Below are 22,440 nucleotides of genomic sequence, written 5' to 3'. Positions count from 1 at the left end.
TGCACATGAGCCAGAATTCGAGTTCTCCAAGCCTAAGCCGTCTCTCAGCCCTAATAGGCCCTGTTGTTGTCACGCTCAGTCTTGTCGGCTTGGCCTATGTCTTCGGTGGCGTACCCCTGCAAAAGGTCCTTTACGTCTATCAGCGATCCAGATTGCACTGGCCCGATTTCGACCGGTTAGCGCACGCTTCAGTGGCCGTCCATATTCATTTGGGAGTCGCTTGTCTCGCGATCTTGCTGGGCGCTCTACAATTCGCCTTGCCAAAGGGAACAGGTCTACATCGCGTCGTCGGCTATTTTTGGCTTGGTCTGATGTGGGTGGCGGCGATCTCCAGCTTTTTCCTGCGCAGCATCAACCACGGGCAATTCAGCCTGATCCATCTTTTTTCAGTGCTCACGATCGTCATGGTGCCGCGCATAATCTGGCTCGCGCGCGTAGGCCGGATCGCAGCGCACAGGAAAACAGCGTTGTCACTTTACTTTGGCGGGCTCGTCGTGGCTGGGGGGCTCGCCTTCCTTCCTGGCCGTCTGATGTGGTCAGTCTTTTTCAACTAACAGCGGGGAACACATGAAAAAGTCTTATGGCGTATGGGCGTCATGGTTGAATATCGCAAGCTCTTTTGCCGCCTTTGGGATCGGCATGATCATCATCGGTAAGGGGGGAAGCGGCGCGGATGCGGCCGTCGTCGGCGCACCGCTCCTGACCGGTTCAGAGATGCTCAAGCTGGTCATCGGTCTATGCTTGATCACCCAGGCCGCAGCGCTGGCAAAGCTTAGCGGTGGGCGGGGCGCACGCGCGGTCGGGTTTATCGCTGGCCTGGCAATGTTTGTGGCCGGTGCTCTTGGGCTGGCTGCCGTCTGGCTGCCGGCATTTCACCGAGCGGGCTCTGCGGTTAACATGATCGCGCTTTGCGGCGTCGCCGCCACGGGACTTTGGGCGGCGCTCAGTGGGTTAGCGGGCTTTCGCGATACGCACCTGCCGACATGGCTGTGCATCTTAGGTGTGCTCTTCGCGATTCCGAGCCTTGCCGCGCCCTTCATGCCGCCTATGGCTCTGGGCGCTTTCATAATCGGCATCATCTGGAATTTCGGTGTGGGTATTTGCCTGAGCCGTGCGGGATAATATGATCCTATAGACACCCAGCGCGTCGAACTTGATGTCATTCGCCCCTCTATGCCTTCGCAATGCCAGGAAAAGTGAAACTCATGCAACAGCCACCCCATGATCCAGAACGGTTCAGCCAACTCCTGGCCGAGGCGCAAAAGATCGTTGCCGACTGCCGCCCCGGTAAGATGTTCGGATCGCCGGCGGTTTATGTGGGGCGTCGCATGGCGGCCTGCGTATTCGGCAACGAGATTGCCTTGCGCGTGCCGGCACAGGTCGCCACTCGTGCGCTGGACGCAGGCAGCGCCATTGCCTTTCAGCCGTTCGGGCGCAGCCCGATGAAAGAATGGATATCGCTCAAGGACCCCGACGCCTTGATCGAACATCTGACACTTCTTGCGGAAGCCTTGAATTTTGCTTCGGCCAACGCAACCCCTCCGCCGCGTCGTCTGCCGCGGAAACAAAAAAAGACGCAGCCGGATGGCTGATTGGCTCAGCTAAAGGCGCTCTGCCGTTTGTCTCGACGTGGCAGTGAGCCTCCGATCCCAATCTGACCCCGGCTCATTCCGCCAAGGATCGCATGGCCGCCGACACCGCTTCGCCCTGGTGAAGTTCGGTAACGACCTGAGGACAGCGCACACAGGCCGCCTTTCCCCGTTCGTCGTACCACCGGCAGGAAGGCCGGATGGAACAGGGCGGCGGCACGTCCACCACCGGATCAAGCCGGGCAACGATCTTCGTTGCCAAGGCGCAGGACGAACCGGTGTAGTGCTTGCAGGCCGCCGTTTCGCACTTGGCCGCCAGGCGCATGACCTGACCGGGGCTGGCCGGGGCGGCCGCCGCCTTGAGGTCTTCCGTCAAAGGAACGGTCTGATCAAGGTAGGCGAGCCTGGGCTCACCGCCGGTCCTTTCGATCACGCCCAAGACAACCGGGTCGCGCATGTGCGCCTGCGCACTTGGGCAAGTGAGCTGTTTGGATTGGGACGCCGCGTCCACGAATATTACACGTGAAAAATATCATGGGGCGCGACAAACCCGATGATAACCTTCTTGTCCGCCAGGATAATACGGGGCGTGGCGCCGGTCGCGATCGGGCCGAACTTCGCTGCCGTGCTTGTGGCCAGTTTTGAAACCGCTGCGAAATTGTGCCCATCCAAGGCGGATTCCGGCGCCACGAACCCCACGATACCGTGCCCCGGGATGAACCCGACGTCCAACCCCTCAATGAGTTTGGGGTTTTCAAGCGTCAATTGGTGTGTGACGTCCTTCAGCTTGGTCTGAAGATCGTCAAGGCTAAGCGCACTCGCTCTACTTTTAGGCATAACAACACCTCCGAAACTGTTTGAAGAGGAACGCTACCTACTCAGCGAAATGACCCGATTTAAGCGTATAGCGCTCTAAATCCAGGGTGGTCTATTTTTTATGAATGCACCTTAAGGATGTATCGCCTGACGATGAATGTCAAGGGAGATTTCAAGACGCGAAGGAGAGGCCGAGCTTGGTGGCGAGCGGACTATACGGCTCACCGGCAATTGGCTCGAAGGAAACATCTTCGGTGTCAGAGTCTCTTTCAAAGAAAAAGCCGCGCAAAGTTGCAAAGACGGCGTACAAATCTGGGTCAGTTTAGGCGGGGGATGGCCCGGCTGAGACGAAGGCCTTCGAACCCGCCAAGCGTTTTCGCTTCTGCTTCCATCAAGGTCAAAAGATTGTTATGCCAAGCAATCTCTTCGTCTAGCCCAATGCCGTTCAAACTACTTTTATGGCGTTCGCTAAGAGCGCTCTGAATATAATGCCAGTGTATTTTCGGCACCTTCATCCACGTGTCAAAAAAATGCCTGACAGCGATATGTGATAGCAAGGGGATATAGGCATAGACGCCAGTGCCAGCCGCCGTGACGTTTAGCTTGTTGTAAAAATCCTCGCCACTTTTCATCATTGTATCCAAGAGGTCCTGGATCTTAGCTGGCATGGTCGGCGACAGCGCGCGGACCCTCGCGTCATTGAATGCTCGCGCAAGTGTTTCAAAATGGGTGCGAGTATTATTTGTTATCCAATAGCCATAGCCGCCGAAGCCGTTGCTGATATCTTCTTTCCAGCGCCATTCGTTTCCGCGTGGCGGCATTTTATCCAGTTGCAAAAGCTCTTCTATGTAGAGTTGACAGTTGCGCGCCATTTCATCGATCGTATCTGGCACCACCTTGTGATCTGCCATCATTAATTTGAGCGCGAAAACGTGCATGATTTCACCAGGAACCCTGTACTCTCGCCCGTCGAAAATATCGTTCATTTCCTGAACAGCCTCCGCCACAATGTCATCTTCGAGGCTGTCGAAACTCATAACACGTCGCCAAGCCGGTAGCTTAGCCGGGTCAGTAAATAACACGCTGCCGTTTAGCGAATGCTGGATGTCTTCGGCCCTATAGACCCCCTTTATGAACATGTTCACGAGTGTATCGTCGGTGAGTAGATCATCATTAAGATCAATATCGCTATATTTTGCGTTTGCCGCTACCAACGCTGGGGGAGATTCATTGGTACGATTTTCCTTTAACCGATAAGTAATTTCCTTCTCGTTACGCCTCCGCAAATCTTCTTCGGCCAGTCCGCATCTACATTCTATGTCCAGCGCGACAAACAAGCCAATTAGTCGGGAAATAGAGCTTTGGCGCTTCAACTGAACATCCGTTAGGCTATCAAATAGACGACCAGCGTCCTCGATCACGTGCTTGAGGATTCGCAAGGATTTCGCTTGCGACTGATCGAAGCTGGATAAGATCGGTTCTTTGTATTCCAGGATAAAGTGGGTACGCGCCAGAGATTCCTGGGCATGGGCGAACGCATCAAAGGCCGTGGCGGTAGCTGGCTCAACCCGAAGGGTTTGACCGAACAGCTTTTCCTTCGCCTCGACGAAATCCGAAGCGATTTTTTCATCATGGGCAATGACGACAACCCTGCAGCCAAAATGCTCGACATATTGGTTGAGGATACCCAATAAGTCCTTGATGCCCACCGCACATCGCTCCAGGTCATCAAAGATAATCGTGCGTTTGTTGTTTGTTTTAGTTTTGATTAGGCTGTTGACGATGGCAGCGCCTGACCCCATTAATTTCCAAGCGCCAGGGGCAGAATTTCCAAAGCTAGCGCCAGCAGAAATTATCTTTTTTAATCCAGCCATTTTAGGGTCCATAACGGCGGCGACTTCGGCATGAATGTCCTGCGCGCTCTGTAGGCCAAAAAGGCTTACGTAAAAGCGCTGGCTCTCAGGAATTGCATCTTTGACCTGGAAGGTCTTGCCCGTGCCCCACGCGCCGGTGACCAGGACGGCGTAACCAGGTGCATCGCACGTTTGATAATAGGCCAGGTAATCCTTCAGGTGTTGGGTCATGTTAAATCAATCCGCATATTCAAGTCCGTTTATTCAGTGTGTCGTTAACTACGTCAGATATGCAACGCCTGATAGATATTTTCGCCCAAGTCCACTTGTACAGCACGCGTCGCGCGCCAAAGAGACTACCGTCTGGAACACCCTCCTTAACCTGCGCACCCGTTGACAGGCGCTGCGTTCGGCCATAGAGAGGCGGCATGTCCGCTATCATGACCCCAATTACAACCCGTAAAACACTCCGCTTCGGCGGGGCGTGTTCGGGTGTGCGCGTGGTCTAAGGCGCGACAACCCAGACAGAAGCCCCGCCGAAGCGCGGGGCCGTCTCATTCCGATCCGGCAAATTCCCGCGCCTCCGCCTTTTATTTAAGGAGACGCAGACCCATGACTTCATCACACAGATTTCCCCAAAGCGCCCCACACGTGGGTATTGTCGGCGCGACCGGTTTGGTCGGCGAAATGATGCGCACCCTGCTGGCGGAACGCCGGTTCCCGGTTGCGTCGCTGCGGCTGTTCGCTTCGGCGCGGTCGGCGGGCAAGACTATCGCCTGGGGCGGGGCGGAGATTGTGGTCGAAGACGCCGCCGCGGCGGATTATGCCGGGCTCGACATCGTGTTCTTTTCCGCCGGCGGCGACACGTCGCGGGCTTTGGCGCCCAAGGTGGCGGCCGCGGGCGCGATCGTCATCGACAATTCGTCGGCGTGGCGCAGCGATCCGGACGTGCCGCTGGTGGTGGCAGAGGTGAACCCCGGCGCCCTGGACCGGATACCCAAGGGCATTGTCGCCAACCCCAATTGCACGACCATGGCGGCCATGCCGGTGCTTAAGCCGCTGCACGACGCGGCGGGGCTAAAGCGGTTGGTGGTCAGCACCTATCAGGCGGTGTCGGGCGGCGGCGACGCCGGTATCCGCGAATTGGAAGCCCAGGTGCAGGCGGCCCACAACAGCGCCGACCTGGCGCGCGACGGCGGCGCCGTGGCCTTTCCGGCGCCGCAAAAATGGGCCGTGCCGATCGCTTTCAATGTCGTGCCGGTCAACTATGTCATCGGGGCGGACGGCTATACCGAGGAAGAGAACAAGCTGCGCGACGAAAGCCGGCGCATCCTGGATATTCCGGGCCTGCCCGTATCGGGGACGTGCGTGCGGGTGCCGGTCTATAGCGGCCATTCCCTGTCGATCAATGCCGAGTTCGAGCGCCCCATTGCGGTTGCCGAGGCGATGCGCCTGCTCGGGCGTGCGCCGGGCGTGGTGGTGTGCGACGTGCCCAATCCGTTGGACGCTACGGGCAAGGACCCGGTCTTTGTCGGGCGGGTGCGCGCCGATCCGACGGTCGAACACGGGCTGGCCCTGTTCGTGACGGGCGACAATCTACGCAAGGGCGCGGCGCTTAACGCCATCCAGATCGCGGAGGTGTGGCTGGCGCGAGTTCAGGCGTAAGCGGTTCGCGCACGGGCACAAAGGTGGGCGGGGTGAAGCCGTCGAAATCATCGGCCAACTCCGCCGCGTCTATGCGCGTGGCGGTTTCGCGCAGCACATAGGCGTTGTTGAGGCGCAGAATGGCCGACACCGTGCCCCACCGGCGCGCGGGAATCCATTCGCCGCGTAAGGGATCGTAGAGCTTGAACTGATAAACCGTGACCTGGGGCATGGCCGCATTACTCGTCTCATCTGGCGCTGCACACAAGGCGACGATAGGCGGGGCGTAGTAAAGAAGCAGTGCGGCAGGCATGCTTAACGGTGGACAAAACCGGACGCAGACACGCCGCAAACACGCGAAAGAACGGGGCCATAAGGCTCCGTCCACACGCGATTTTCATCGTGCGTTATGAGATCGTCAGGCAGTCAGCCGGCTTTGCATCGCGGCTCCCCCCGGGCCGCGTGCGCAGGCCGTCCTATTCGCCGTCAGCCAGAGCCTTTACCAGCTCCAGGATCTTGCGACGCTGGCGCGGGGCGCGGATGCGCGGAAAGCTGGCCGCCAGTTCTTGCCCTTCGGCCGAGGTCAGGAAGCTGCCGATCGACTGCTCCGCCGACGGTTCGCCGAACGCCTGAGTGTCGCCTTCGCCATAGCCGCTGAAGAAATAAACGACCGGCACGTCAAGCGCCTTGCCGATGGCCCACAGCATGGAGGCCGACACGCGGTTTGCGCCGCGTTCGTATTTTTGCACCTGCTGAAAGGTCAGTCCGATGGACTTGGCCAGGGCATCCTGGCTGAGGCCCAGCGACTTGCGCCGCGCCCGCACGCGCAGGCCTACATGAAGATCAACGGGATTTGGGGTGGTTTCGTCGTACGCCATCTACGCTTCCTGATACCGAATCGGAGGGGGGAAAATTCCGTGTGCGAGCTTTGCCATAACATGCACATTTAGAATAGACCGCTCAACCTTCGGACGTTTTTAAAAGAAACTATCGTCACTTATATCCGAACACGCGACTTTTGTCCATTTTGGCACAATTGATAACCGTGATTCCAATCTGATTCAACGCCGGCGACGTACACCGCTTAGGAACACCCGAGGATGTGACCGGGCGGCGGACAGGCATGTCATTTCTGCGCAAGCGCGCGGCAGGACAGGCATATGGATACAAGACGGTACAGAGTCATCAGAAACCCCGATACGGAAAAGTGGGAGTTGCAGCACGAAGACACGGGCGAGGTGTTGAAAATCTTTCGGACGCGCGATCAGGCGCTGGGCCGACGGGTGGTGGAACGCACCATCGGCAATGCGGGCGTGGTGACGGTTTATCGCCTCGACGGCACGGTATCCAAGGTATTGGAATATCCCGTTCGCGTCCGGCGGTAGGCGCATGCGTCGCTCCATGCCTTTGTCAATTGGCCCATATAGTCGCGATGCAGGCGGGCGAGGGCAGGATGGCCGTCGCGGTCATGGCGGTCGGCGCGCAGTCGCAGAATATGATTGAGGTCCAGGGCGTCCTGATCGCTCAGGTGCTCCCAGCCGAAGGGCGTGCGCTGGGCCATGCCGTCGTCGACGCAGCGAAAGCGCGGTTCGCGGATGGACGGGAAGGGGAGGATATCGGTCATGCCGCCACCATCTGGGGCAACAGCGCCGCCAGCCAGTCCCGCGCGCTTTGCAGGCATTCGCCGGCGGTATCGGCGTCGCCGTCCTTCAGGTAGCGTTCGGCATCGTTGAGGCGGTCGATGGCGCGGCGCGTCATGTCGCGGGCGAAATCGGATGAGGGGGCATTTCGGGCTTCGTTCGGCACGGGCGCGGACGGGGCGCCGTGCGTCGTCAGCCAGGCGCGCAGGCCCGTTTCGGCGGCGTCGCGGGTTTCGCCCGCGGCCACTTCGAACCAGCGGTCGAAGACGGTATAGGCCGAGGCCACGAAACGGCGGGCGGGATCGGCGGGCGCGGTATGTTCGATCAGCTTGGTCAGCATCGTAATCTCCTGAAGGTGAGATTACGATATTACGTTAAATCGTAATTCGCAAGAGAAATTACGACGTGTCGTAATTTTGTAGCGACCCCCGGCAAATGGGTACCCTTACCGCGTGGCTTGCGGTATAGAAATGGGCATGCGGGGGAATATGGACGTATCGTGCAAGGACATGGTCAGGGCGGGAATGCTCCGGCGTCCGGGCGTGCTCGACCGCTGGACCGCGATATTGTTGCATGGCGGCGGTGGCTTGCTCGGCAGCATAGGTCTAATAATCTCCCTTTCTTGTTTCAATCAGCTCATGTTGGTGGCGGATCACAAAAATAGGCATAAAATCAATGGAAGCCTTGAAGCACAACAAAGCTGGTTGACTAATCCGTTTATAAGTTTGCACCCACGATCAATCATATTAGATTCAATGTAACGGTGCAGATTTTATCGCGACATCGCATTATAGATTTTGACAATAGGAGCGACACACCCCAAAATTATGCAGCAATTTTTCACTTAATGGTTGAAATGGTTGTTTTGAAATATTAACGCGCGCAATTTGGGGCAAGGCCGTCGTGATAAAACCAGTCCATCCCTTTCCAGCCCGAATGGCGCCGGAACTTGCATTACGCGCTTTAGGCAATCTACCTAAAAATTCCATAGTTTTGGACCCAATGACAGGTTCCGGTACAGTGCTTAGACAAGCCGTAGAATTTGGGCACACGGCAATTGGGTATGATGTCGATCCTTTAGCGGTCCTGATGAGTAATGTTTGGAGCTCAACTGTCGACTCAGCGTCAGTGACTGCGGCCCTCAATGAAGTCTTAGATACCGCTTTACAGGCTAGCGATAGCGCTGTGAGCCTTCCTTGGCTTGACTCTGACCCTGAGACGCTGACCTTTGTAAAATTTTGGTTTGCGGACAGGCAAAGCCATGATTTACGCAGATTAGCGTACGCATTGGATCAGGTTTCTGCCGAATTATCGACAGAAACCCTCAATGTGCTCAAGCTTGCGATTAGCAGGATTATTGTCACAAAAGAACAGGCAGCCTCGCTTGCACGCGACACCTCACATAGCAGGCCGCACAGAGTAACCGAAACTAACGAATATGACGTATATTCAGGTTTCAAAAAAGCGACTTTGCAAATTTTGCAACGCCTCAATCACTCTGGATTCCAGGGACATGCTCGCGCCGGGGTCGGGGATGCTCGCAAGCTTGGGGCTGTAGCAGATAAAAGTATTGACGCTATTATCACCTCGCCACCCTACCTTAATGCAATAGACTATATGCGTGGGCATAAACTAGCTCTGGTTTGGCTAGGCTATACCATCAAGTCGCTTCGCGAAATTCGCGCTGGTAGCATTGGAGCCGAGAAAAGCATTGTTGAAAAATTCTCTTCCGTTGAATTGGGAGAAATTATGACGGGCATGGGTGAATTACATAAGCTGCCTGCTAAAAACCATGGAATGATTAGGCGATATGTTGATGACATGTGCGTTACGTTTTCGGAAGTGTCCAGGGTTCTTAAGTCATCAGGCCGGGCAACATTCGTGGTAGGGAATTCCTGCTTAAGAGGCGTATATATAAAGAATTCTGAGGCCGTCCGATTTGCGGCAATTGCAGCGGACTTGGAACTCATTGATAGTTATGAGCGAGAAATACCGGAAGCAAGTAGATACCTTCCGGTTACTGGAACTCAGCTCGCCAAGAGGATGCGCACGGAAACAATTCTGACGTTTCAAGCTGCTTAGCTTATGGCAACAAGGGCATCTAATATAGGCGCGACTCCGGTAGGTCGTTTAATTGCCTGTCTACCTGAATTGCCGGATACCTCGAACCACTTGCCGCGTTTGCGTGAAATTCTTATCCACGCCTGTTCTGCCTGGCCGTTAGATAACAGTTCTAAGACGCATTGAATATCAATGGTAACAAACCCGACATCGCTACAGACAAAAATTAAAAATACATTCTTTTTATATAGCTTACTGAGAATTATGAGCTCATCCCAGTTTGCGCTAGTGAATGAGAAGCTCCAGGGTGGTAGTCGGGCAGATGAATGCTTCACCTGAAGACCAATTTTCTGATCTACGACATAGGAAGTAAGTCTGCCGTCTTCTTTTAGCTCCCCAATCTTAATATCAAAAGGACAAATATCAATTATTTCGCACAGCGCCGCGCCGTGATAAAATTTATATTCAGGAACCATTTTTTAGGTTCTTTATAAACTGAATAGAGCCTTCATACTTGTAAAATAGGCGCGCCGCATTCGCGGCATTCTTAAATATTTTAAAATGATGAATTGCATCAGGGTAAGTGCTTTTTTGTAATTCCGACTTGCCCATAAGTCCCTTGTCTCGTTCAATCAGTTCTTGGTTAGTGTCTTCTTTTCGGCCAGCGATAGATGATGTCGGATGGATCGCTATAGAAGCAGCCTTTTTCGGTAAAACTTGCACAACATATTTTGCTAGGTATTCTGGGAATGCACCGGGGCCAAGAAGCTTACCCAGTGCTTCCATCTTTTCAAAAACGCCTAAATCGGATGCAATTACGCTATCGATCTCGTCATTGTAGTTAAAAAGCTGGAACGACATCTCTCCTCTCTGCATGTCAACAGTCGAGTCGTTGATGCTAGAACTCGCAACTGCAGAGATCCTAGAATCGCTGAGCCAAACAAGAGACCCCATTTTTTGCCTGATCGCTTCCAATGCCAAGCGATGAAAAACAAAACATCGATGCCAATCCAAATATAGAGAATTTGGCATAGTTAATTCAAAAAATTTCAGATAACTGCTGCGACTTCCAAACATTCTTGCGCGCTGAATATATGTATCCTGCTGCATTTTGTGTTTAACGTCACGTGTAAAAAACATAGACAACAGGTTGTCTAGTGTTACGCCTCTGGAAACTATATTTCCGCCGATAATTATTGTGAATAGGCTGGTTGGCGTCGTCGCAGAAGCTCCTTTTTGTGTGAAATCTGTTTCACTGTTCAAAACTATAAGGGAGTTTCGAGAAATATTTTGAATCACGTAAGATGTTAGATCGTCAGTATCTGCATCTGGATATCGTTCGGAAGCAAGTGTCCATATTTGCTTAACAAATATCTCAAAATTTTTAGAACTAGAATTCATTAATTCATTCAACGTGGCGTTAATGGTTCCCCAGTCTCCCTTATGGTCAATTTTTTTTCCGCTCGTATGGATTAAAAATGAGTAATTCTCTTCTGATTTATTAACATATTTGTTTAGGTATGCAGCATTGACTAAAAAACTAAATAGCGCATTTCGTGGATATTTAGGATTGTCGCCTGCATCTGGTAGTAACTCCAAACCGTACTCAATCTTTTTGTCGATTGGGAAAAATACATCTTGTCCAGTATACGCTTGATGCGGGGGAAAGTTGACCCAGAGATGACTATCATTTTCAAAAGTGTTGTTTAAATTTAAGCGAGCTGGCGTGGCTGTGACACCTATATAAATTCCGCTTTTGCCGCGAACTATCTCAATAAGCTCGTTGATTACGGTTTTCTCACCTTTATTAATCTTAGCATTTGGTGACGCGTAGTCTGCTTCATCATCAACAATGATAATGTCCTTAACAACTCCAATCTTTTCAATCAATTTTCGTAAGTCTTTGCCATTCTTCTTGCAGAAAATAACATGCTTACCCGTCTTTAAATCAACGGCAGGATCAAGAATTTCAGAAACATTCCTGGCCGCAGGTGCTAATCCAGATTTTTTGAAACGCCCCAGATTTTGACCTAACAAATCAACACTGTCGTTCAGCAGATGAACAATAAAATTGTAACCTTCATCCAACAATTTAGCAGTGAGGCAGATCATCATTTCTGTCTTACCACTTTGTGGCTCGCCATAAATTACAAATGATGTGCAGTCTTCCTTTTGGAGATTTTCTAAAGCACCTCGAACTGCGTCCTCAATACAATCAACCTGTTTATTGGCGGTCTTTAGACGGCCAAGTTGCGCTTCATATTGTTTGCTGATGGTTGCATTTGCCGAAAACTTAGTAATGTCAAACTGCTTGTCCATATCACCCCTCAGATTCGTTTTTTCAGTGTGACATTCAATCAAGAATTGAAAACAGTCAATCGGCGCGACAATGATTTCAGGAGCTTAACGAGAACTGCCGCACATCAATCCGGTGCTCATTGCGCGCTTCATCGGTGAGAATCCTGAGTTCTACGAAGTCACGCGCGCGCGGGTGATGAGTTACTGGGACTGTTATTACCGGGACGCGTTTGCTAAGGCGGATTACCCCGGCTTTCAGGTTCTGGCGCAATTGGACGCGATCGTTAAGGCGCGTAAAAATCAGATCGGAACAAGCTGCTAATGGGGAATATCGTCCGGCCATTGCTGCGCCTGATGGAGCACCCGAATAATGCGGATTGTGTCCTCGACAATACGATAAGCCACGATGAAGGGATAACCCACCACGACCAGTTCGCGCGTACCCGGAAAGCGACCGGGTCTGCCGCTTTCTGGAAACTCCACTAACCGTTCCGTTTGTGCGTCAATGGCATCGTCGATTTTGACGGCGATCTGCACGCTCTCTTCAGCGATGTGATTAAAGGTATGTATCCGGTCTTCGAGGGCGAGCGGCGTCCAGTCAAGTTTCACGCATCCCCCGCCGCCGCACGCAAGGCTTTGGCCTTGATTTCCGCCATGCGCGCTTTCACATCTGCATGCGGGATAGGCGGGCGCGGGTCATCCAATGCTTCCTGCACCTTTGCGCGAAACCAGGCATCGTAAGCGTCCTGATCGACTGTCAGGCCAGCGGGTAGGGCCCCTTCGTTTGCAATGCGGGTCAGAAGAATGCGCACCGCATCGGAAACCGTCAGCCCCATTTTACCGAGAACCAGACCGGCGCGCTCTTTGATATCGCCATCGATGCGGGCTTGAACCATTTCACTTGAAGCCATGACGGACCTCTCTTTCGGCGATGAGTGTATTTCATCTGTAATACAGGTGCCAGCACTATTTCAGCAATAGAGTAGGCCCCAGCGACGGCCGCGAATATCGGATGCGGGCCTAACCGCTATTTATGTTTGGCCAGCCAGGCTTGCGCGGCGGCCTTGCCCTTGGTGAGGTCGGCGGCGGGGATCACTTCTTCCAATGTCGTCAGCGTCTTGCCGTCGCCACCGCGCGCGGCGGAAATGGCGGCCCACTTCACCGCTTCGACATAGTCCTTCGGCGCACCATAGGCGGTGAAAAAGTTGCTGGCCACGGCGTCGGCGGCGGTGGCGTCCCCGGCCTCGGCGGCCTTTAGCCACCAGGCGTGCGCCTTGCTTTTGTCCGGATCGGGGCGAAAGCCGTTATCGTACATGGAGGCGGCATTTTTCATGGCGGAAACGTCGCCGTGCGCCGCCTTGAACTCGATCAGGCCGAAATAGGATTGGGGCTGGCCGGATTTGGCATAGGCGGGCGCGGTGATGAGGGACGCGAATTCGGGGCTGGCAGCGTAGCGGCTGCATATGGGCGACCAATAGCTGAACAGCTTTTCGATGCCTTCGTATTGCGGTTTGGCCTCAAGGCGGCGTAGCGCGCCAAGCGTGCCGACCGCTTCGGCCTTATCGGTCTGGGTTTGCATGGTGGCCCGGAAATGCGGGAGGATGTCGCCCTGGGCGACGCCGCTGGCGGCCACCGCATAGGCACGGCGCATGACTTCGGACTGGGTGCCGTCGAGATCGACCCGGTAGTCAAAGTCCTCGCAATGGGTGGTCGCGGCCATGAACGGAGCCATGGCGTCCAGCGAAGCATACGGATCGGCGGCGTGCGCGGCGGTGACGGCCATAGACGTGACGGACAGGGCCGCGACGGCGGCGGTGATCAGCAGCGTTTTCATAAGTCCCCCCTGAAGGAATCGTGGTGTCGCTTTGCTTGAACCAGATGCACGCAGCGGTGGCAAGGCGAAACGCGACGGGTGGGCGCGCGGGCTGTTCACAATTTTCGCTTGCGTATTACGTCAACCTTCGCAGGTGGGGGAGACGTAAGATACCCCACCCCCACACCTCAACGCTTCGCGTTTCGTGCGGTCCCCCTCCCCACCATAGGTGGGGAGGTACTATAAGTTGGGAAGGTGCTATAATCTTGTACCTCCCCGGCTCCGCCGGGGAGGGGGACCGCGCCCGCAGGGCGGGGTGGTGGGGTGTCTGGCTTAAGGTTGTTCCACTGGATTTGCGTCCATTTTAGTCCGTCGCGGAGCCGATGATGACCGTCAATCGACGGTTCGTCGCGTCGTAAATGGTGAAGAGAAAGACACCCCACCATTCCATTCCCGGCTTAAAATAAGGCGAGACCTCTTCGAGGGTTGGGTTGGTCCAGTCGGTGATGACGCACACATGACCCGTGGGCAAAAGGGTGTCACGGACACCGTCGAACACCTTCTGAATCTTATCGTGCGGACCAACGAGGCCATAGGGCGGGGAGGCAAACGCATAGGCGAACTGCCCCCCTTGACCTATATCCGGAATCCCGGAGCCTGAGGACGCTATGTTTGTGTCCGCCAGGGCGGTAAATTTGGGCCGTGTCAGTTCCTGGCCATCGGCGGTTTTAACCGTGCCGTTCCAAACAAGGCTGCCGTCGGAGGGATTATACCAATCGCCGAAGAACTGCGCTTCGCTGAGCCGCCGTGGAACCAGGGCATTTAAGGCGCTGTCATTGACTTGGCCGCCTTGCGCCAAGGTATCGCGGATGGCCGCGCGGGCATCGGCTTCATCGCCCGACGCGTCGTCATAGACCATAAAGCCCAATACACCGCCAATATCGTAGTACGGCTTAAAGGCGCGCTGAGTTGTCGGATCGGCAGGTTTCAAAGTGGACGTCCTCTTGCCGTCGGCGCGCGCTGACCTTGCCCCAAGCGCCAGCGCAGCGATTGCATGTATCCATTGGCGTCTGTTCATTGCGTTTCCCTAATTCCCTTCATACGCAGCCATCGCTTCATTTGGCGATATGGGTTTTGGCCGCGGGAAACATGTCCATCAGGCGCATGACCAGGTCGTCATGGCGGGCCTTGTTCGGGCTCCACGGGAATTCCACCGTTCCCGCCTTGGACAGTTCTAACCGGATGCGGAAATAGTCCGGGAGGCCGCTACGGCGCACCTGGGTTTTGATGGCGATCACCTCTGTACCGTCGAAGGTTTTCTCAACCGGCCGCCAGCTATAGCCGCCGCTGTAGTCGATCCGGTCGTGGCTGAACCGCCAGACAGTGGGCTTGTAGCCCAACGTGTTTCTAATACTGAAGGGCGCCAGGATAAGGGAAACGAGAAAGAGTAGCGCCATAAGGGCATCAACGAGCCAGTCTGCATCAAGCGATGGATGACGCCATTGTCCCCTGTGCCAGACGTCCATCAACAGTCCGCAGCACAGCGCGGCGTAGACGAGTTGTGTCAGGACGCCCAAGGCCTTGCTGCCTGCCTCCTGGCGCTCGGCAATCGTGATGGTGTCGTCGTCGTATGTGACCTCTGTCGTCATGGCTGTCCCCCCTGTGCAGACGAACCTGTGCAGACTAAAGCGCAAAGCCGCCGGACACACAACCCGTTGTGGCGAGAGGTTCAGGGTGAGGGGGGGAGCAAGATGCCCCACCACCGCATCTCAACGCTTCGCGTTTCGTGCGGTCCCCCTCCCCACCGTAGGTGGGGAGGTACAAGATTATAGTACCTCCCTGGCTTGCTTGGGGTTTGGCGTAGGCGAACGTATAGCGTTCGACAAGCCATGGGACCGCGCTCGCAGGGCGGGGTGGTGGGGTATCTGGTTTAGGGGGGCACTCATTCCTCAGCGTACCATTCGGCGGGGAAGCGCGAGACATAGCGCTCCTCTTCGCGCCTGTCTTCTTTGGTAAGTCTGTCGCGCAGCGCCCTGGCCCGAAAGCTGCCCGGCTGAGGCCACACGGGCGGGTTGCCCTTTGCCTCCGGGTATATCCGCCAGCCGACGCATTGGGGCAGGGGCCTGACGCTCAGAATTTCCGACCGGCCGATTGCGCGCGGCAGGATGACCTCCATGCCCAATGACCTGTCTTTGCCCAGGCGGGCGCAGGCTTCGGCGGCGCTGACCTCATGGTGGGGCGTGCCAAAGCGGCCGATATAAACCCTTTGCGTGTCCGCGACGCGAAAATAGACGCCGCAAATGCGTTCCCGGCTTCGACGGCGCAGTTCATGCAGCCATTGATGCGTGGCGAAAAAATCAGGCAGCACCGGAAAGCAAAATACGCCCCTGCCGACGGGCGAATGGACCGCCACAAGACGTGACGCGGCAATGCCGTTGCGCCGGATTTTCGCCAGGTGTGAGTCCGGTGTCAGGTGAACGAAACTTGCCATATCTCCGGCCGTCGCCCCCTACATCCGGCGGTTAAACCACACGACGCGGCCGATGATGTTGATTTCGTCGAGGAAGACCTCATACGGCGGATAGGTCGGGTTTTCGGAGATCAGCATCGCCTTTTCCGGGTCGGAACGGTGGATGCGCTGGACCTTTTTGACCACCAGGCCATAGCCGTCCCACAGGGCGAAGACGCCCGGCGGCGACGGGTTGATGTCGGCATGGTTGATCAGGATGCGGTCGCGGTGCCACAGCAACGGATACATGCTGTCGCCGGTGACTTCGGCCATGGACAGGGTGCTGGGCGACAGGCCCAGTTCGTCGGTGATGAAGCGCAGGGGCACGGCCCAATGTTCCTTCACCTCTTCGCGGTCGATCACCGTGCCGCCGCCCGCCGCCAGCCGGATATCGTAGGCGGGAATGCGCACCAGCCCGTCCGGGGTCGTAACCGCCGGCGTCTGGGATTGCGCGGTCAGGGGCGTCAGCGGCGTGTCGCGGATCAGGCGCGGTTCGACGAAGATATCGTCCGCCGATATGCGATAGGCCAGGGTCAGCTTTTCGATATTGCGGTCGATCATCCCTTGCCCCGGCTTGGTGGTAAAGGATTTGAGCGTCGAATAGGGCACGCCTGAGGCATCGGCGATCTGAACGAAGGTCAGGCCGTTCATCTGGCGCCATTTTTCGAAATTGAGCTGGCGCTGGGTAAATGCGGAGTCGGTCATGGCCCTATTTATCGCATCGATTACGAAATTTCGTATTGCTAAGTATCGTAATATTCCTTGCAAATCGTTACGATCTTACGTAACTTCGGAATCGGACACTTTCCCGGAGCCGAACATGACCTACCGTCCCGCCTTACCCCAACCTATCCGCACATACGGCGATCCTTATGGCCGCGATCCTTATGGTCGCGATCCTTATGTTCGCGATTTGGGGCCTTACCCCCGGGCCGAGGTCCAGGGCGGCGTCGATCCCGATTTCGACGATGCCGCCTTGCCGGTCATTGTGCGCGGATTGCGCGGCCGCCGTCCGATGCGGGGGGCGTTATGACTCCGCGCGAACGCGATTGCCTAAGCGCCATCCGCCAGTTGAGCCGCGACGGCCTGTCGCCGTCCTATGCCGCCATCGGTGCGGCCATCGGCATAGTGTCGCGGTCCGGCGTGGCGCGGTTGGTCGAAGGGCTGGAACGGCAGGGGCGGGTGGTGCGCGATCCGCGCCGCGCCCACGGGATTACCGTCATCGATCCGGTCCGGGTCGAGATCGGGCGGTTGGTCGCGGCCTATGGGCCAAACGCCGTGCATGAGGCCGTCCATGACGCCGTGCGCGCGGCTTTGCGTGAGGCGGGAGGAGAAGCGGCATGAAGATCCACGCCTATCCGTTGCATATCGGCGACTGGCGCTCCGGCACGGTGCGCATGAGCCTGGCCGAGGAGGGGGCTTACCTGCGGCTATGCAACCAATATTACCTGGATGGCGGCATCGGGTGGACCGAAGCGGAGTGCCTGCGCATCTGCGGCGCCGTAACGCGCACCGAAAAGGCGACGGTAAAGGCCGTTTTGGCGGCCAAGTTCGGTGTCACGGAAACGGGCTATATCCACGGCGGAATCAATGGCCGGGTGGCGCGCATCGAAATGGCGTCAAACCGTAATCAGGCAAAGGCCCGCCGCGCCGCCGGCCTGCGTTGGAATACCGCATCGGAGGCGCCTGAAAGCGATGCTCCAAGCATAGCCGAACCCATGCCAAAAGCCATGCCAGACCCCATGCCCGAAACATGCCATCCAGAATCCATAATCCAGAATCCAGTAGATGGTGATGATAGCGCGCCCGATTTGCGGGATGATCTGCGTGATGCTTTGGGCTGGCCGGCCGACCGGCGGCGGTGGATCGGCGACCTGATTGCGCTGACGCACTGCGCCGACCTCAGCCGCCACGCCTGGCCCGTGCTGGGGGCGGGGATTTTGACCGGATGGCATGAAACCGACCGCTTCGAATGGCGCGATGTCGTGGCCGGCATTACCGCCACCCTGCACCGCATGCGCGACCCGCCGCAAAGCTGGCGCTATTTCGCGCCCGCCATCGCCCGTGCCCGCGCCGACCGCACCCAACCGACCCCGAACCCTGCAAGCAGGCCTCATGAGACCCGATATGGCAGCCGTACCCGAAAAACCGCATCAGACCGCCATCAGGACAGCACAGTCGCGGCTTTCCGCCACGTCTTTGCCCCGCCTGGCCCTGGCGCGGCTGAGCCTGACTGAGATGCTGGCCGACGCCGACAGCCGGGCGGGGCTGACCGCCGACGCGCAAGCGCTGATCCTGGCCGAAACGGCGGCGACGGAGGCGGAAATCGGGCGGATCATCTTCGGGCTTTTGGTCATGTACGAAGGGTTCGAACGGCGCGGCGAGCAGGTCAAGACCATGGTGGTGGCGCAATGGCGGCACAGCCTGGGCGGATGGCCGGCCGATGTGTTGCACGCCGCCGCGCAACGCTGGCTCAATGGGCCCAAGGCGGCCTTTGTGCCTCAGCCGGGCGACGTGCTGGGGCTGTGCGAAGAAATCGGCGGCTATCGCCGCGCCCTGGCCCGCAAGGCGGCGCGGTTTTTGGCCGCCACGGAAACGGAAAGGTGTTCCCGATGAAGAAACGAAACAAGAAGGCGCGTATCACCCTGTTGTCGCCGGAAGAGATGCGCGCCCGCCGCGCCACGATCGACGCCGCCCAGCAGGCGCGCGCCGCCGACCGGGCCTTGGTTCAGGCTGTGGAAGGGCGAAAGGTCGAAAACTGGGGCCTCAATGGCGACGGCGGGCTGTACGATTACAAACGCCATGTCGGCACGCGGATGACGCGCGACGCGGCGGGCAAACCGCGCGGGGTGTGGCGGGCCAATCCCTTCACCGTATTGGTGACGCGCGGCACGATCGGCCGGGACGAAGGCCATGCGGGCATGGATTGGCTCGGCATCTATGCCGCGGCGCACCGGCTCGACGGGCCACCGGAAGAAGGCCGCATCGCGCCCGCCGATCCGGACGCGGGCTGGAGCCACGAAGACCGCCACCGGTTCTATGTGCGTCTGCTGGAAGCGGTGGCGGAGCGGCTGACGGCCAGGTCGCGGCAATTGGCCGAAGCCTTTGCGCGGGCTCTGGTCGAAGACGACCGCCCGCCCGATTGGCGCACCCTGGTCGAACGCGAACTGGCGGTGGCTGACCCGGCCAAACAGACCGTGCGGTTTCAGGTGATGTGCGAAGAGCTTATCGACGCCATCCCCCGCGCCCGCAAGGCCGTGCGGGAGGTGTACGAGGCGGCGTGAAGGGGCACAAGACATTTGTGGATTAGGACAATTTTAACGGGAAATGTGGTGATTTCAAACGGTTAAATTTAACCGTTGGAGAAGCCCTATGAAATGTCCGTCTTGTAGAAAGTCACTTTCCATCGTCAGTGCGACTAATATCACAGTAGCATTAAATGGAAAGGATCGGCAGGCAATTGCTTACTCTTGTCCTGATGCCTCCTGCGGCACACTTATAAGTGTTGAGATGAACCCTATTCCTTTATTCAATAAGCTTCTCGATGGTATAAAGGAGATGCGCAACAAATAAATAGATATTTATACTTGTTCAGCGTGTTGATGGCCAGAGAATTTACCGTATATATTTAGTAGTTTTGTGGATCTATTTTTCATAAATCATCTCTCACCGAGCAAGGGTAAGGAAAAGAGATGGAATGGTATGATTATCTTTGTCAAGGACGGGAGCGGAAAATTGCAGCAAGCGAACTGATGGAATTAGGTCGCAGTGCCCTGTGTGAAACAAAAATGGCGCGGTGAAAGATATCACCGCAGAAGCCATTGCCGGTTATGACTTCATCAACCGCGGAAAGGTGCGTAGGTACGCGGCGTCCATCAGCACTGTGCCAAAAAGCATCTGAACCGCTATCGGCTGAATTTGACTTGCAGTACAACAATCGCGTACCTTTGGTATGCAACGATAGCGGCCGACGCGCTTGCCGTCTTCCGGCGAGCGGGGCGGCACATGGCGGTTCCCCGTGATGGCCAGGAGGATCAGCGCAACCGACAGGACCAGCGGCACGGCCTGCGCCCACTGCGGTTGACCGGCTATATGCAGCCCCATGATCGCCCATATGGCGGCGAAAACACTCAGGATAATGGCTCCGTTACGCATGACGATCTCTCCCTGTCCAATGCAATGATTAGGTTCTACATAAAGAGCTTTATTTTGTAAAGTTCTTTCTTATAGCAAGGAGGCGCGCGTCATGACCGCGTAGGAGATTTAGTCTTCTGGCGGTTGCCAAAGCTCGATGGCGTTGCCTTCGGGGTCATAGAGGCGGGCGAAGCGGCCGGTTTCCGGCGTATCCCATTCGGGATTGGTGGTGACCGCGATCCCCGCCGCCGTAAGGGAGGCGATCAGGGCGTCGATATCATCGACCCGCAGGTTGAGCATGAAGCTCTTGTCCGCCGGGAAATAGTCCGAAGCCTTGGGGAAGGGGGCGAAGATGGTCGTCCCGGCCGATTGTTTCCAGCCGGAATAGCCGGCGGTGATGCCCAGGTGCGTTTGATACCAGGCCGAAAGCGGGGCCGGATCGTCTGAGCGAAAGAAGAAGCCGCCTATACCGGTTACGGGCATGATTGGGGTCCTGCGCAGGTCTGTCCTAAGGGAAGCTTATGCGGGCTGGAGACGGCTGTCCATCAAAAGGTTTCAGGCTGCTGATTCAGGCGTCTGGTTCAGGCTTGTTGGGGGTGGCGCGGACGGCGCAGGCAGCTCAGCAGCACGCCATTGGCCGCCACGAAACCGATGGTCATGTAGGTCACGACCGGCTGGGCCCACAGACCGGCGGCCAGGAACATGGCGAAGGCCCAGAAGACGGCGTGCAGCATGACGAACATGCCGCGGCGGGCGGCATAGGCGCGCGGATTGCCGACCATTGGGCGATGACGGGGCAGGCCCGCCAGGGTGAGCCACACCGCCGAAGCCGCCGCGAAGACGCCCAGTCCGACGACGGACGACGCCATAAGGTTCAGGCCGGGGGGCACGAAAACCCAGGCGGCGATATAGGCCAGCCCGCCCAGGACGAACAACCATCCGGCCAACCGCTCAGCGGCGCGGATCGGGCGCGGATCGGCATCGGCGCCGATGGGGCGGGCGACCTTGGGCAGGAAGTTGCCGAGCACCACAAGCAGGACGCCAAAGGCGATGCCGCAGATGCGTTTGGCCATGTCGGCGTCAATGACTCCGAGCTTGCTGGCGATCCCGACGCCCAGGACGGTTAGGCCTACGAGGGCGGAGGCAAGGGTGAGGGGCTTCACGAGAGGGTGGCACACGGCGGTGTCGGCGGAAGGGATCGGGCTCATGGGCGGGGCGCCTTTATTGGGGTTTCGGGGGTAGGCGTGTCGGATGCGTTCAGTTGCCAGCCGAAGGCCTGGGCGAAGCCGAGCAGGGCTTCTTCCAGCACCGACATCTGGATCTGGTAGATGACGGAATTGCCGCTCTTTTCGGAGGTGATCAGGCGGGCTTCGCGCAGGACGGCGAAATGGGCGGACAGGGTCGGCTTGGCCACGGTGAAATGACCGGCCAACTCACCGGCGCTCATCGGGCCGGACTTGAGCAGCTCCAGCACACGGCGGCGGGTCGGATCGGAAAGGGCTTTGAAAACGAGGCTCATGATTTGTATTTAGCTAAACATCGAAATAGAGTCAAGCGGTGTAGGGGGACATAATGCCAAGGGCGTCAAACTTCGCTCCGCTGGACACCTCTATCATCGGGTCCAATCATCGGCTGATGTCGTGATTGAGGTCCTGCCGGGCCGTTTATAGGTGCATTAACGCACGAAGCTAAAATGTCTGGAACAGTCGTTACAGCAACAAAGATAAATATCGCTAGAGTTCCCGCAAAGAATAGCCACCTAAAAAATTTGCTCGACGGATCTTGTGTTCCACGAGAATAAAACACCCTTGCCCCTTTAGGATAGAAGGCCAGCAGGGCTCCTATAATAAGAAAAAATGCCGAAATAAGAGGTAATGCAAAAACGTCAGGCGAAATATTGCACATTTTCATACCTTATAAATTCATTGATCAATTTGAATACTAAGCATCTATGATCTGAAGCCCAAGACGCACCCTTTACCTATGAGTAGGTGAGCTGATCTGCCAGCAAGGCGGACACTTGTATATCCAACCGTTAGCTTTGGTTTGGGCGACGCCACGCATAACGATTTCGGCTGAATTT

General features: G+C 56.6%; 31 protein-coding genes. 11 read left to right on the top strand and 20 right to left on the bottom strand.

Annotation, left to right across the window (positions count from 1 at the left end):
• Nucleotides 1–5 precede the first annotated feature (5 nt).
• From RCJ00_RS04240 to RCJ00_RS04230, 3 genes are all read left to right on the top strand, one after another.
• Nucleotides 6–554 carry a DUF2306 domain-containing protein gene (locus tag RCJ00_RS04240; protein ID WP_316220469.1) on the top strand — a complete coding sequence of 183 codons (549 nt, stop codon included), beginning with the start codon at nucleotides 6–8 and terminating at the stop codon, nucleotides 552–554.
• 13 nt (nucleotides 555–567) lie between these two features.
• Complete coding sequence (locus RCJ00_RS04235) at nucleotides 568–1,122, top strand: hypothetical protein (RefSeq protein WP_316220467.1); 555 nt, start codon at nucleotides 568–570, stop codon at nucleotides 1,120–1,122.
• Between the two features lie 83 nt (nucleotides 1,123–1,205).
• A complete protein-coding gene (locus RCJ00_RS04230; RefSeq protein WP_316220466.1) occupies nucleotides 1,206–1,592 on the top strand; it encodes a TfoX/Sxy family protein in 387 nt (128 codons plus the stop codon).
• A gap of 73 nt (nucleotides 1,593–1,665) precedes the next feature.
• Here RCJ00_RS04230 and RCJ00_RS04225 read toward each other — a convergent pair whose 3' ends face one another.
• The 3 genes from RCJ00_RS04225 to RCJ00_RS04215 form a co-directional block, all read right to left on the bottom strand.
• Nucleotides 1,666–2,046, bottom strand: a complete 381-nt coding sequence (locus tag RCJ00_RS04225; RefSeq protein WP_316220465.1) for a hypothetical protein — start codon at nucleotides 2,044–2,046, stop codon at nucleotides 1,666–1,668.
• Nucleotides 2,047–2,105: 59 nt separating this feature from the next.
• Complete coding sequence (locus RCJ00_RS04220; protein ID WP_316220464.1) at nucleotides 2,106–2,426, bottom strand: hypothetical protein; 321 nt, start codon at nucleotides 2,424–2,426, stop codon at nucleotides 2,106–2,108.
• A gap of 296 nt (nucleotides 2,427–2,722) precedes the next feature.
• The gene (locus tag RCJ00_RS04215) at nucleotides 2,723–4,489 is read right to left on the bottom strand and encodes a P-loop NTPase fold protein (RefSeq protein ID WP_316220463.1); all 1,767 of its coding nucleotides are present in this window, start codon (nucleotides 4,487–4,489) and stop codon (nucleotides 2,723–2,725) included.
• Nucleotides 4,490–4,870: 381 nt separating this feature from the next.
• Between RCJ00_RS04215 and RCJ00_RS04210 the strand changes: the two genes are divergently transcribed.
• On the top strand, nucleotides 4,871–5,923 hold the full coding sequence (locus RCJ00_RS04210) for an aspartate-semialdehyde dehydrogenase (protein ID WP_316220462.1): 1,053 nt from the start codon (nucleotides 4,871–4,873) through the stop codon (nucleotides 5,921–5,923).
• Here RCJ00_RS04210 and RCJ00_RS04205 read toward each other — a convergent pair.
• Nucleotides 5,874–6,215 (bottom strand): hypothetical protein, encoded by a 342-nt coding sequence (locus RCJ00_RS04205; RefSeq protein ID WP_316220461.1) that lies wholly within the window; start codon nucleotides 6,213–6,215, stop codon nucleotides 5,874–5,876. The genes RCJ00_RS04210 and RCJ00_RS04205 overlap by 50 nt on opposite strands.
• A 163-nt stretch (nucleotides 6,216–6,378) precedes the next feature.
• Complete coding sequence (locus RCJ00_RS04200) at nucleotides 6,379–6,780, bottom strand: helix-turn-helix domain-containing protein (protein ID WP_316220460.1); 402 nt, start codon at nucleotides 6,778–6,780, stop codon at nucleotides 6,379–6,381.
• 282 nt (nucleotides 6,781–7,062) lie between these two features.
• On the opposite strand from RCJ00_RS04200, the gene RCJ00_RS04195 reads away from it, so the two are divergent.
• Entirely contained in the window at nucleotides 7,063–7,287 is a 225-nt protein-coding gene (locus RCJ00_RS04195) for a hypothetical protein (protein WP_316220459.1), read from the top strand.
• Here the strand turns inward: RCJ00_RS04195 and RCJ00_RS04190 are convergent.
• Together RCJ00_RS04190 and RCJ00_RS04185 are read right to left on the bottom strand one after the other, a co-directional pair.
• Nucleotides 7,227–7,526 (bottom strand): hypothetical protein, encoded by a 300-nt coding sequence (locus tag RCJ00_RS04190; RefSeq protein WP_316220458.1) that lies wholly within the window; start codon nucleotides 7,524–7,526, stop codon nucleotides 7,227–7,229. The two genes, RCJ00_RS04195 and RCJ00_RS04190, sit on opposite strands and share 61 nt — an antisense overlap.
• A complete protein-coding gene (locus tag RCJ00_RS04185) occupies nucleotides 7,523–7,882 on the bottom strand; it encodes an exodeoxyribonuclease VII small subunit (RefSeq protein WP_316220457.1) in 360 nt (119 codons plus the stop codon). Before RCJ00_RS04185 ends, RCJ00_RS04190 begins: the two co-directional genes overlap by 4 nt.
• A gap of 563 nt (nucleotides 7,883–8,445) precedes the next feature.
• Here RCJ00_RS04185 and RCJ00_RS04180 point away from each other — a divergent pair.
• The gene (locus tag RCJ00_RS04180; protein WP_316220455.1) at nucleotides 8,446–9,624 is read left to right on the top strand and encodes a TRM11 family methyltransferase; all 1,179 of its coding nucleotides are present in this window, start codon (nucleotides 8,446–8,448) and stop codon (nucleotides 9,622–9,624) included.
• Here RCJ00_RS04180 and RCJ00_RS04175 read toward each other — a convergent pair.
• From RCJ00_RS04175 to RCJ00_RS04135, 9 genes are all read right to left on the bottom strand, one after another.
• Nucleotides 9,621–10,079 carry a hypothetical protein gene (locus RCJ00_RS04175; RefSeq protein WP_316220454.1) on the bottom strand — a complete coding sequence of 153 codons (459 nt, stop codon included), beginning with the start codon at nucleotides 10,077–10,079 and terminating at the stop codon, nucleotides 9,621–9,623. The two genes, RCJ00_RS04180 and RCJ00_RS04175, sit on opposite strands and share 4 nt — an antisense overlap.
• Nucleotides 10,069–11,922 (bottom strand): Z1 domain-containing protein, encoded by a 1,854-nt coding sequence (locus RCJ00_RS04170; protein WP_316220453.1) that lies wholly within the window; start codon nucleotides 11,920–11,922, stop codon nucleotides 10,069–10,071. The genes RCJ00_RS04175 and RCJ00_RS04170 overlap by 11 nt, the downstream gene beginning before the upstream one ends.
• A 297-nt stretch (nucleotides 11,923–12,219) precedes the next feature.
• Nucleotides 12,220–12,510, bottom strand: coding sequence for a type II toxin-antitoxin system RelE/ParE family toxin (locus RCJ00_RS04165; RefSeq protein WP_316220452.1), 291 nt, complete (start codon nucleotides 12,508–12,510; stop codon nucleotides 12,220–12,222).
• Nucleotides 12,507–12,812 (bottom strand): type II toxin-antitoxin system RelB family antitoxin, encoded by a 306-nt coding sequence (relB, locus tag RCJ00_RS04160; RefSeq protein ID WP_316220451.1) that lies wholly within the window; start codon nucleotides 12,810–12,812, stop codon nucleotides 12,507–12,509. The genes RCJ00_RS04165 and relB overlap by 4 nt, the downstream gene beginning before the upstream one ends.
• Before the next feature lie 116 nt (nucleotides 12,813–12,928).
• A complete protein-coding gene (locus tag RCJ00_RS04155) occupies nucleotides 12,929–13,735 on the bottom strand; it encodes an SEL1-like repeat protein (protein ID WP_316220450.1) in 807 nt (268 codons plus the stop codon).
• 343 nt (nucleotides 13,736–14,078) lie between these two features.
• Entirely contained in the window at nucleotides 14,079–14,792 is a 714-nt protein-coding gene (locus RCJ00_RS04150; protein ID WP_316220449.1) for a hypothetical protein, read from the bottom strand.
• A gap of 37 nt (nucleotides 14,793–14,829) precedes the next feature.
• Complete coding sequence (locus RCJ00_RS04145) at nucleotides 14,830–15,363, bottom strand: hypothetical protein (protein WP_316220448.1); 534 nt, start codon at nucleotides 15,361–15,363, stop codon at nucleotides 14,830–14,832.
• A 293-nt stretch (nucleotides 15,364–15,656) separates the two neighbouring features.
• Nucleotides 15,657–16,205, bottom strand: coding sequence for a hypothetical protein (locus RCJ00_RS04140; protein ID WP_316220447.1), 549 nt, complete (start codon nucleotides 16,203–16,205; stop codon nucleotides 15,657–15,659).
• Nucleotides 16,206–16,223: 18 nt separating this feature from the next.
• Nucleotides 16,224–16,928 (bottom strand): S24 family peptidase, encoded by a 705-nt coding sequence (locus tag RCJ00_RS04135; RefSeq protein ID WP_316220446.1) that lies wholly within the window; start codon nucleotides 16,926–16,928, stop codon nucleotides 16,224–16,226.
• A 115-nt stretch (nucleotides 16,929–17,043) separates the two neighbouring features.
• On the opposite strand from RCJ00_RS04135, the gene RCJ00_RS04130 reads away from it, so the two are divergent.
• From RCJ00_RS04130 to RCJ00_RS04110, 5 genes are read left to right on the top strand one after another with little or no spacing between them, the layout of a single operon-like run.
• Nucleotides 17,044–17,256, top strand: a complete 213-nt coding sequence (locus RCJ00_RS04130) for a hypothetical protein (protein WP_316220445.1) — start codon at nucleotides 17,044–17,046, stop codon at nucleotides 17,254–17,256.
• On the top strand, nucleotides 17,253–17,567 hold the full coding sequence (locus RCJ00_RS04125; protein ID WP_316220443.1) for a LexA family protein: 315 nt from the start codon (nucleotides 17,253–17,255) through the stop codon (nucleotides 17,565–17,567). Before RCJ00_RS04130 ends, RCJ00_RS04125 begins: the two co-directional genes overlap by 4 nt.
• Nucleotides 17,564–18,460 (top strand): DUF1376 domain-containing protein, encoded by an 897-nt coding sequence (locus RCJ00_RS04120; protein WP_316220442.1) that lies wholly within the window; start codon nucleotides 17,564–17,566, stop codon nucleotides 18,458–18,460. The genes RCJ00_RS04125 and RCJ00_RS04120 overlap by 4 nt, the downstream gene beginning before the upstream one ends.
• The gene (locus RCJ00_RS04115) at nucleotides 18,423–18,839 is read left to right on the top strand and encodes a hypothetical protein (RefSeq protein WP_316220440.1); all 417 of its coding nucleotides are present in this window, start codon (nucleotides 18,423–18,425) and stop codon (nucleotides 18,837–18,839) included. The genes RCJ00_RS04120 and RCJ00_RS04115 overlap by 38 nt, the downstream gene beginning before the upstream one ends.
• Nucleotides 18,836–19,507, top strand: coding sequence for a hypothetical protein (locus RCJ00_RS04110; protein ID WP_316220439.1), 672 nt, complete (start codon nucleotides 18,836–18,838; stop codon nucleotides 19,505–19,507). The genes RCJ00_RS04115 and RCJ00_RS04110 overlap by 4 nt, the downstream gene beginning before the upstream one ends.
• 544 nt (nucleotides 19,508–20,051) lie before the next feature.
• Here the strand turns inward: RCJ00_RS04110 and RCJ00_RS04105 are convergent.
• From RCJ00_RS04105 to RCJ00_RS04090, 4 genes are all read right to left on the bottom strand, one after another.
• Nucleotides 20,052–20,378 (bottom strand): hypothetical protein, encoded by a 327-nt coding sequence (locus RCJ00_RS04105; RefSeq protein WP_316220438.1) that lies wholly within the window; start codon nucleotides 20,376–20,378, stop codon nucleotides 20,052–20,054.
• A 108-nt stretch (nucleotides 20,379–20,486) separates the two neighbouring features.
• A complete protein-coding gene (locus RCJ00_RS04100; protein WP_316220437.1) occupies nucleotides 20,487–20,840 on the bottom strand; it encodes a VOC family protein in 354 nt (117 codons plus the stop codon).
• Between the two features lie 98 nt (nucleotides 20,841–20,938).
• Entirely contained in the window at nucleotides 20,939–21,565 is a 627-nt protein-coding gene (locus RCJ00_RS04095) for an SdpI family protein (RefSeq protein WP_316220435.1), read from the bottom strand.
• Complete coding sequence (locus tag RCJ00_RS04090) at nucleotides 21,562–21,876, bottom strand: autorepressor SdpR family transcription factor (RefSeq protein WP_316220434.1); 315 nt, start codon at nucleotides 21,874–21,876, stop codon at nucleotides 21,562–21,564. Before RCJ00_RS04090 ends, RCJ00_RS04095 begins: the two co-directional genes overlap by 4 nt.
• Between the last annotated feature and the right edge of the window lie 564 nt (nucleotides 21,877–22,440).

It is taken from the genome of Asticcacaulis aquihabitans (genome assembly GCF_032490435.1).
GTDB lineage: Bacteria > Pseudomonadota > Alphaproteobacteria > Caulobacterales > Caulobacteraceae > Asticcacaulis.
Note: the sequence above shows the minus strand (reverse complement) of the source record. Positions and strands in the feature narration are given on the sequence as shown.